The sequence below is a fragment of the Streptomyces beijiangensis genome (genome assembly GCF_017315755.1).
Classification (GTDB): domain Bacteria; phylum Actinomycetota; class Actinomycetes; order Streptomycetales; family Streptomycetaceae; genus Streptomyces; species Streptomyces beijiangensis.
Genome location: NZ_JAFLRJ010000010.1, coordinates 1 through 9189, shown reverse-complemented (window position 1 = coordinate 9189; position 9189 = coordinate 1). Strand labels below are relative to the sequence as shown.

8 protein-coding genes are annotated in these 9189 nt (G+C 71.7%); 5 read left to right on the top strand and 3 right to left on the bottom strand.

Annotated features, from left to right (window positions below):
- The 4 genes from J0695_RS01450 to J0695_RS01435 all read left to right on the top strand — a co-directional run.
- Nucleotides 1-523 (top strand): beta-class carbonic anhydrase (locus J0695_RS01450; protein ID WP_206959328.1); only part of this gene is annotated, 523 nt, incomplete at its 5' end.
- Nucleotides 524-728: 205 nt separating this feature from the next.
- Entirely contained in the window at nt 729-1832 is a 1104-nt protein-coding gene (locus tag J0695_RS01445; protein WP_206959326.1) for an AAA family ATPase, read from the top strand.
- Nucleotides 1832-3199 carry a DUF58 domain-containing protein gene (locus J0695_RS01440; RefSeq protein ID WP_206959324.1) on the top strand — a complete coding sequence of 456 codons (1368 nt, stop codon included), beginning with the start codon at nt 1832-1834 and terminating at the stop codon, nt 3197-3199. The genes J0695_RS01445 and J0695_RS01440 overlap by 1 nt, the downstream gene beginning before the upstream one ends.
- On the top strand, nt 3196-5619 hold the full coding sequence (locus J0695_RS01435) for a transglutaminase TgpA family protein (protein WP_206959323.1): 2424 nt from the start codon (nt 3196-3198) through the stop codon (nt 5617-5619). The genes J0695_RS01440 and J0695_RS01435 overlap by 4 nt, the downstream gene beginning before the upstream one ends.
- Nucleotides 5620-5695: 76 nt before the next feature.
- Here J0695_RS01435 and J0695_RS01430 read toward each other — a convergent pair whose 3' ends face one another.
- The 3 genes from J0695_RS01430 to J0695_RS01420 form a co-directional block, all read right to left on the bottom strand.
- Nucleotides 5696-6091 carry an SCO2097 family morphological protein gene (locus J0695_RS01430; RefSeq protein WP_206959321.1) on the bottom strand — a complete coding sequence of 132 codons (396 nt, stop codon included), beginning with the start codon at nt 6089-6091 and terminating at the stop codon, nt 5696-5698.
- A gap of 191 nt (nt 6092-6282) precedes the next feature.
- Nucleotides 6283-7047, bottom strand: a complete 765-nt coding sequence (locus J0695_RS01425; RefSeq protein ID WP_206959319.1) for a class I SAM-dependent methyltransferase — start codon at nt 7045-7047, stop codon at nt 6283-6285.
- 73 nt (nt 7048-7120) lie between these two features.
- Complete coding sequence (locus J0695_RS01420) at nt 7121-7615, bottom strand: SAV_6107 family HEPN domain-containing protein (protein WP_206959318.1); 495 nt, start codon at nt 7613-7615, stop codon at nt 7121-7123.
- Between the two features lie 394 nt (nt 7616-8009).
- Here J0695_RS01420 and J0695_RS01415 point away from each other — a divergent pair.
- Nucleotides 8010-9189: phytoene desaturase family protein (locus J0695_RS01415; protein WP_206959316.1), on the top strand; the 1180-nt coding region annotated here is incomplete at its 3' end.

The following is a 9189-nucleotide window of genomic DNA, read 5'->3' as shown; positions in this document are numbered from 1 at the left end:
CCCTCACCTCACCGTCCGTCACGGCGGAACGGTCACCGACCGGCTCGTCGAGGCGAACCGCCGGTACGCGGCCGACTTCCAGGATCCCGGCATGGGCGCCGCGCCGGTCCTGCACGTCGCCGTGGTCGCCTGCATGGACGCCCGTCTCGACCTGCACGCCGCGCTCGGCCTCGAGCTCGGCGACTGCCACACCATCCGCAACGCGGGCGGCGTGGTCACCGACGACGCGATACGTTCCCTCACCATCAGCCAGCGCGCCCTGGGAACACGGAGCGTGATACTGATCCACCACACCAGCTGCGGCCTCGAGAGCCTCACCGAGGACTTCCGGCAGGAGCTGGAGCAGGAAGTGGGCCAGCGGCCCGCCTGGGCGGTGGAGTCCTTCAAGGATGTGGACCAGGACGTACGCCAGTCGATGCAGCGCGTACGGACCTCTCCGTTCCTGCCGCACACGGACGACGTGCGCGGTTTTGTCTTCGATGTGACGACGGGTCTGCTGCGCGAGATTGATCCGGCTACCTAGAACGACGTAAGAAAAGACGGCAAACCCCGGCATATCCCTCGCACTTGTCCACAGGCGAGTGACACGAAGCGGTAACGGCAACAAGAATGCGACTGTGACACCTCGCCCGGTCGAACCATCCGGGCGTGGTGTTCGTATTTCGGGGTGGGCCGGGCCGTCTGAATCGCATCGGCCCGTGGATGGGAACGGGGCCGAGGAGGGCCGGGTGACGACCTATGACGATCGAGCGAGCCTCACAGATCTGACCACGACGGCGGAGCGTATCCGCAGGTCGGTGGAGGGTGTGATCGAGGGCAAGCCGGAGGTCGTACGGCTTTCGCTGACCGTGCTCCTCGCCGAGGGACACCTCTTGATCGAGGATGTCCCCGGCGTGGGCAAGACCATGCTCGCCAAGGCGCTGGCACGGTCCATCGACTGCTCGGTACGGCGGATCCAGTTCACGCCCGACCTGCTGCCGTCCGACATCACCGGTGTGTCGATATTCGACCAGCAGCGGCGGGAGTTCGAGTTCAAGCCCGGGGCGATCTTCGCGCAGATCGTGATCGGTGACGAGATCAACCGGGCATCGCCGAAGACCCAGTCGGCACTCCTGGAGTCGATGGAGGAGCGCCAGGTCACCATCGACGGGCAGACGTACGAACTGCCCAGCCCCTTCATGGTGGTGGCCACGCAGAACCCGGTGGAGATGGAAGGCACCTATCCGCTCCCCGAGGCTCAGCGCGACCGCTTCATGGCGCGGGTCTCGATCGGCTACCCGAGCGCCGAGGCCGAACTGCAGATGCTCGATGTGCACGGCGGCGCCTCGCCGCTGGATGATCTGCAGCCGGTGGCGCACGCGCACGACATGGTGAAGCTGATCGACGCGGTGCGGACGGTGCACGTCGCCGATTCGGTGCGGCGGTACGCGGTGGAGCTGGTCTCGGCCACCCGTAACCACCCGGATCTCAGACTCGGCGCCTCACCCCGCGCGACACTCCACCTGCTGCGCGCGGCCAAGGCCTCCGCGGCGCTGAGCGGCCGCGACTACGCACTGCCCGACGACATCCAGGCGCTGGCGGTGGCGGTGCTCGCGCACCGGCTGCTGCCCACGGCGCAGGCGCAGTTGAACCGCCGTACCGCCGAACAGGTGGTGACGGAGATCCTTCAGCGCACACCCGTGCCGAGCGGATCCGTGGCAAGCACAGGCGTACCGAACACAGCCGTACCGAACACGGCCGTGCCGGACAGCGGCCTCGGCACAGGCCGCCAGGCGCCGCCGCCCGGCGTCCCCGTCTACAACCACCAGCAGCCCGGCACGCGGCGGCTGTGATGTCGGCCGGCTTGCCCCCTGGCGGGGCCTCGCCCGGCGTCGACGAGGACCAGGGCGGCCTGCGGGCCGCTCTGTCCGGGCTGACCACGCGCGGCCGGTCGTTCCTCGCGGCCGGCATCGCCGCCGGCATCTGTGCGTACGCCCTCGGCCAGGACGACCTGCTGCGCGTCGGCATGCTCCTCGCCGTGCTGCCACTGGTGTGTGTGGGCGTGCTGCACCGCACCCGCTACCGGGTCGCGGGCAGCCGCCGGCTCTCCCCCGCCCGGGTGCCCGCGGGCTCCGAGGCGCGGGTCCATCTGCGGATGGACAACGTCTCGCGGCTGCCCACCGGGCTGCTGATGCTCCAGGACCGGGTGCCGTACGTGCTCGGGCCGCGGCCCCGGTTCGTACTGGACCGGGTCGAGGCGGGCGGGCGGCGCGAGGTGTCGTACCGGGTCCGCTCCGATCTGCGCGGGCGCTATCCGCTGGGGCCGCTGCAGCTGCGGCTGAGCGACCCGTTCGGGATGTGCGAGCTGACCCGCTCCTTCAGCGCGTACGACACCCTGACCGTCATTCCGCGCACCGAGGCGCTCCCGCCGGTACGGCTGGCCGGCGAGGCCGCCGGGTACGGAGACGGGCGCCAGCGCTCGCTCGCGCTGGCCGGCGAGGACGACGTGATTCCGCGCGAGTACCGGCACGGCGACGATCTGCGCCGCGTCCACTGGCGCTCCACCGCGCGCTATGGCGAGCTGATGGTGCGCCGCGAGGAGCAGCCGCAGCGGGCCAGGTGCACGGTGCTCCTCGACACCCGGCGGATCGCCTTCCAGGGGGCCGGTCCCGACTCCGCCTTCGAGTGGGCGGTCTCGGGAGCGGCCTCCGCGCTGGTGCACATGCTGGAACGGGGCTTCTCGGTACGGCTGTTGACCGACACGGGGAGCTCGGTGCCCGGTGACGGGAGCAGCGGATTCGCCGGGGCGACCCAGGATTCGGCGGACTCCGCGGGGCTGATGATGGACACCCTGGCAGTCGTCGGGCACTCCGACGGGGCTGGTCTCTCGGCCTCGTTCGACGTCCTGCGCGGCGGCAACGAAGGTCTGCTGATCGCCTTCTTCGGCGATCTGGACGAGGAACAGGCCGCCGTCGCGGCACGGATGCGGCAGCGCTCGAACGCGGCCGTCGCCTTTGTCACGGACAGCGCGGCCTGGGTGCCGGACGAGCCCGGAGCGGCGCCGGCCCCGGCCCAGGCGCAGGAACGTCTGCGGATGCTGCGCGAAGCGGGGTGGACGGTGCTCGATGCCCGCCCCGGGGTGCCGCTCGCGGATCTCTGGCAGCAGGCGGGCCGGGAGCACACGACCAACACACCGGGGAAGACAGGGGGATGGTCATGAGCGGTCGCGGAAGACTGGCGCTGTGCGCCTTTGCGGCCACGATGATGGCGGCGTGCGCGATGCTGCCGCTGGTCGATCCGGCCTCCTGGATCCTGCAGGCGGGTTTCCTGGTGGCGATCGTGAGCGGTGTGGGCGCGCTCGCCCGGCGGGTGCCGCTGCCGAGGCCGCTCACCGTCGGGGTCCAGGCCCTGGTGACGCTGCTGCTGCTCACCCTGGTCTTCGCACGCGGGCAGGCGCTCGGCGGCATCCTGCCGACCCCTGAGGTCATCAGGCACCTGGGACAGCTGCTGCAGCAGGGCGGCCAGGACGTCAGCCAGTACTCCATCCCGGCACCGACCACCGAGGGCATCCGGCTGATGATGGTCGGCGGGGTGCTGCTGGTCGGGCTCGCGGTCGACGCGCTCGCGGTGACCTTCCGCAGCGCGGCACCCGCCGGGCTGCCGCTGCTCGCGCTCTACTCGGTCGCGGCGGGGCTCTCCCACGGCAGCGGGGCCTGGCTGTGGTTCATCCTCGCGGCCTCCGGTTATCTGCTGCTGCTGCTGGCGGAGGGCCGGGACCGGCTCTCGCAGTGGGGACGGGTCTTCGGCGGCGCTCCCCGGGCGCCGGGGCGGTCCGCCGGCTTCGAGGCACCCGGCGGCAGCGCCACCGCCCCGGTCCGTACCGGACGGCGCATCGGGGCGGTCGCCCTGGGGATCGCCCTGGTGATCCCGGCCATGCTGCCCGCGCTGGACAGCGGACTCATCGGCGACACGGGCACGGGTGACGGCACCGGGTCCGGCGGCGGGACGATCTCCGCGGTCAACCCTCTGGTGTCGCTGCAGAACAGCCTCAACCAGCCCGAGGACCGCGAGGTGCTGCGGTACCGCACCAATGCGACGGACGTGCAGAGCCTCTATCTGCGCATAGTGGCGCTCGACCAGTTCGACGGCACGGCGTGGAAGTCCTCGGAGCGCAAGGTCACCGACGTGCCGAAGAAGCTGCCGGCACCACCCGGTCTGAGCGGTGACATCAGCACGGCCGAGATCAAGACCAATGTGTCGGCGGCGGGCTGGTACGCGCAGAACTGGCTGCCTCTCCCCTACCCGGCCATGCAGGTGGGCATCAACGGGAAGTGGCGGTTCGAGCCGGTGGGGCGCACCCTCGTGGGCGACCGCGGGCAGACGACACGCGGTGTGCAGTACTCGGTGACCAGCCTTGTCGTGGAGCCGACCGCTCAGCAGCTGGCGCAGGCCCCGTCCGCACCTGCCTCGCTGGTGAAGGAGTACACGAAGGTCCCCGAGTCGCTGCCGTCCGTGGTGAAGTCCACCGCGCTCGAGGTGACCAAGGGCTCGGCGAACGACTACGAGCGTGCGGTGAAGCTGCAGGACTGGTTCTCCTCCGAGGGCGGGTTCACCTACGACACCCAGGTGCAGTCCGGTACCGGATCGGCCGCGATCAGCCGCTTCCTCAAGGAGAAGAAGGGCTTCTGCGTCCACTTCTCCTTCTCCATGGCCGCGATGGCCAGGACGCTGGGGATCCCCGCGCGGGTGGCGGTGGGCTTCACTCCGGGCTCCGCACAGCAGGACAGCACGATGTCGGTCGGTCTGCGCGATGCGCACGCCTGGCCGGAGCTCTACTTCGAGGGCGTGGGGTGGACGCGGTTCGAGCCGACGCCCTCGCGCGGTTCCGTACCGTCGTACACCCAGGCGGGAAGCACCGGCGGCGGGTCCGACACCCCGGAGAAGCCGCAGGCCAGCTCTTCGGCCGCACCGTCGGCGGCGCCGTCGGTCAACGACAGCTGCCCGCCGCAGCTGCGCAGGATGAACGAGTGCGGCGCGGCTGCCGCGGCCACGAACGTCGGCCCCACGGACACCGGGACGCCGCTCTCCACCGTGGTGGGTGTGGCCGTCGTCCTGGGCCTGGTGGTGCTGCTCCCGCTGCTGCCGCTGCTCTGGCGGATCAGGGTGCGCGGGCGACGGCTGGGCTCCGGCGGGCGTACGCCCGCGGACGCCGCGGACCGGACGCTGGGCGCCTGGCGCGAGATCACCGATCTGGCCTGGGACTACGGCATGGAACCCGACGATTCCCAGACACCGCGCAAGACGGCGGCTCGGATCGTCAGGCTCGGCAAGCTCGACGGCCGGGCGGCGGCCGCCGTCCACCGGGCGGCAGGTGCGGTGGAGCAGGTGCTGTACGCGCCGCGGCCCGAGCCGGTGAGCGGACTCGTCGAGGATGTGGCACAGGTACGGGCAGGACTGCGGGCCGGGGCCGGGCGGGCGCAACGGCTGCGTGCCGTACTCGCACCGCGCTCGGCTGTACGGGTGGTGTGGGCGCTCTCCGAGCACTGGGCGGCGACGACCGGGCGCTGGAGCAGCAGGCGCCGGGCGTGGGCCGAACGGTGGGCCGGACTGTGGCGCAGGCCGTCCAGGGACCAGGGCTAGCCGGGCCGGACATGGGTGAGGGGCGACCGCGCCGGCGGTCGCCCCTCACCCATGTCCGGTGGGAATTCCTGAAGTTTTACTGGCCCTGTTCGTCTCGGCGGCGCTGCCACCGCTGCTCGATACGGTTCATCACCGAGCGGCGCTGCCTGGTCTGCCTGGCTGCTGCCGGACCTTCGTCGGCCGGCGGCTGTTCACCCGGTTTGGGCGCCTTGCGCCATCCGGTGACCGCGAGCACTGCGCAGCCCAGCATGACGAGGAACCCCACCACGCTGATCCAGATCTGCTGGGCGACCATTCCGGCCATGAGGAGCGCGATTCCCACCAGGAAGCCTGCGACCGCCTGGTAGACCCGTCGTCGGGTATATGTACGCAGCCCGGATCCCTGGAGCGCTGTCGCGAACTTGGGATCTTCGGCGTACAGCGCTCGCTCCATCTGCTCGAGCATGCGCTGCTCGTGCTCCGAGAGCGGCACGGAGTCCTCCTACTCGTCGGTCGCGGGGGGCGACCGTAGTGCGGCCCTTTCAGAATAGGCAGGGAATCGCCCCCGTGAAACCCGCCCTCTACGCCAATTCGCCAATCCGGAGATGGTGTACCCCGATCATACGGCGCGAAGCGTCCGATCGGGGGGCCTGCGGCCTACTCCGTCTGCGACTGCGTCGCTGATCAGCCCTGCTTCTCGCCGAGGACGTGCAGTTGGGTGGCGACGGAGTGGAAGGCGGGGAGCTCGGCCGCCGCGGCCTCCAGCTTGAGGAGCGCCTCCATGGCGCCCGGCTCGGTGTCCACGAGAACACCGGGAACCAGGTCGGCGAAGACCCGTACGCCCTGTACCGAACCGACCTTCAGTCCGGCCGCGCCGAGCAGCTCGCCGAGCTGCTCGGCGGTGAAGCGCCTGGGCACGGGGTCGCCATCGCCCCAGCGGCCCGCCGGGTCGGTGAGCGCCTGCCTGGCCTCGTTGAAGTGCCCGGCCAGGGCCCTGGCCAGGACGGCGCCGCCCAGACCGGCCGCGAGCAGGGAGAGCGCGCCGGCGGGGCGCAGCGCGTCGACGGCGTTGCGCACGCCCTCGGCCGGGTCCTCTACGTATTCGAGGACGCCGTGGCAGAGCACCGCGTCGTACCCGCCGTGCTCCACACCTTCGACCTCGAACAGACCGAGGATGTCGCCCTGGACCCCGCGCACGCGGTCGGCGACGCCTGCCTCGGCGGCCCTGCGCTCCAGCGCGAAGAGGGCGTTGGGGCTGGGGTCGACCACGGTGACGCGGTGGCCGAGCCGGGCGACGGGCACCGCGAAGTTGCCCGTACCGCCTCCGGTGTCCAGGACGTCCAGGGTGTCCCGCCCGCTCGCCTTGACCCGGCGGTCGAGTGCGTCCTTGAGGACGTCCCACACCACGGCGGTACGAAGGGAGGCGCGGGGGCGCAGCGGGTCCGACACGGCGGTTGACTCCTCGGCGGGGCAGATACGGAGCGGGCTGCTCCCACCCTATGGCCTTCGCCGCCGCCCCTGGTCATCCCGCTTGCGGGTGCTCCTCCCTGGGCTTGGGCAGTACCGGCTGAAGGACCAGCAGCCGCTCGACCAGGCGCAGGAACATGGCCGCGTCGCGCAGCAGGTCGTCGGCGTCCCTGACCGTGGCCGCGCCCGGTATGCCTGCCTCGGCCCTGGCCCTGCGGCCGGCGCCGGAGGCGAACAGGGCGCTCCACTCGGCCAGTTCGGGGGCGATCTCAGGGAGGACCTCCCAGGCGCTGCGGATGCTCCGGCGCCGGCGGGGAGTCGCCTCGGGGCGGCCTCGCGCGGCGAGCACGGCGGCTGCCGTGCGCAGGGCCGCGAGATGCGCGGTCGCATAGCGGTCGTTCGGCATCTCGAGGACGGCGGCCTCGTCGAGTCCCGTACGGGCCTGGGTGAGCAGATCGAGGGCGGCCGGCGGTGCTGTCGCCCGGCGCAGGACGGGGTGGATGTCGCCAGCCGAGCGTGACGCGGCTGTTGCGGCTTTGGTGCTGGCCATGACGAACCTCCTGTCGTCGTGTGACGGCTCAGTGGCCGTATGTGTCCACTGTGGGGGTCACCACTGACAATCGGTTCTGACCTGCGGTTTTGCATCGGGGGCCGGAAACGCAGGACGCCGGTCCGGCGAAGCTCGATCTGCATCGAACCCCACCGGACCGGCGATTCCCCCGTACGTCCCCCGTACGCGTCAGGAGAGCTGCCACCGTTCCGCCGCCCCGTGTCGGCGGTGCGGGAGCCGCGCCCCTTCCGTGGTCACCACTCTGCCTTCTTCGCAGGTCGGGCCCATCCGCGTACCTACTCATCTCCCCCACTAGGTACGGATACTCAGGGCCGTGTACTCAACACCAGTCCGGCTGAGTGCGCTGTCAGTGGTGGCCGCTAAAGTCCCTGGCATGGCAAGGATTGCGGTGATCGGCGCGGGTATGGGCGCGATGGCGGCGGCCGCCCGGCTGGCCGTGGCGGGGCACCGGGTGACGGTGTACGAACGCGGGGAAACGTACGGCGGGGCGGTGGGCCGCTTCGAGCGGGGCGGGTTCGTCTTCGACACCGGTCCCGGGCTGCTCCAGCTGCCCGCCGTCTGGCGGGACGTGTTCGTCAAGACGGGCCGTGAGCCCCTGGAAGAGTGCGTGGAACTGGTCCAGGTGGACCCCGCGGCCCGGCATCTCTTCGCCGACGGCAGCGCGGTGACGCTGCCCAACGCCTCGCGGGCCGGGGTGGTCGATGCCCTCGACGCCGCTCTGGGCGGGGGCGCGGGTGAGCGCTGGGGAGCGTTTATGGACCGGGCGCGGATCGCCTGGGACCGGACCCGGCGGCCGCTGCTCGAAGAGCCGCTGCCCGAGGATGTCTCACCGCTGGCGCGTGATCCGTATCCGGCGCTCAGGTCCGGCCTGCTGCGCCGCACCGCGGAGACCGTCGACGAGGTGGGCCGGCGTGAGCTGCGCGATCCCCGGCTGGCCGCACTCCTCGGGAGCTATGCGCTGACGCACGGCTTCGATCCGCGTACCGCGCCCGCCTCAGCCGCCGTACTGCCGTACATGGAGCAGACCTTCGGCAGCTGGTACGTACGCGGCGGGATGCGCGAGCTGGCGCGGGCGGTGTACGAACGGTGTCTGGCGCGGAAGGTGGAGTTCGCCTTCGGCGCCGAGGTCGTCGCCGTATCGGAGAAGGAAGGCCGGGCCTGCGGTCTGGAGCTGGCCGACGGGCGGAGCGTGGAGTGCGATCAGGTGGTCGCGGGTGTGCCGCTGCCCTCGATCGGGTGGCCCCGTGCGGAGCAGGGCGCGGGCGCGCTGGTGGTGTTCCTGGCGCTGCGCGGCGGACGTCCGGCAGACACGGTCCACCGGACGGTGGTCCACGGGGACGGAGACGCACTGCCGATGGTGACGGTGGAGCGGCCCGACGACCCCGGGACTGTTCCTGACGCCGGTCATGAGGCCGTGAGGCTGGTCGCCCCCGGGGCCGGGGAAGCACTCGTGGACCAGGCCGTGGCCGCCGCCGAGGCCGCCGTGCCCGGGCTGCGCTCACGCGTCCTGTGGCAGGAGGCGACCGTCACCGGGGCGGCGCGCGGTCCGGCGC

Coding starts and splice junctions, on each gene's coding strand:
- J0695_RS01420 (WP_206959318.1), bottom strand. CDS start 7,615: ATGGCCAGCACCAAAGCCGCAACAGCCGCGTCACGCTCGGCTGGCGAC.
- J0695_RS01435 (WP_206959323.1), top strand. CDS start 3,196: ATGAGCGGTCGCGGAAGACTGGCGCTGTGCGCCTTTGCGGCCACGATG.
- J0695_RS01440 (WP_206959324.1), top strand. CDS start 1,832: ATGTCGGCCGGCTTGCCCCCTGGCGGGGCCTCGCCCGGCGTCGACGAG.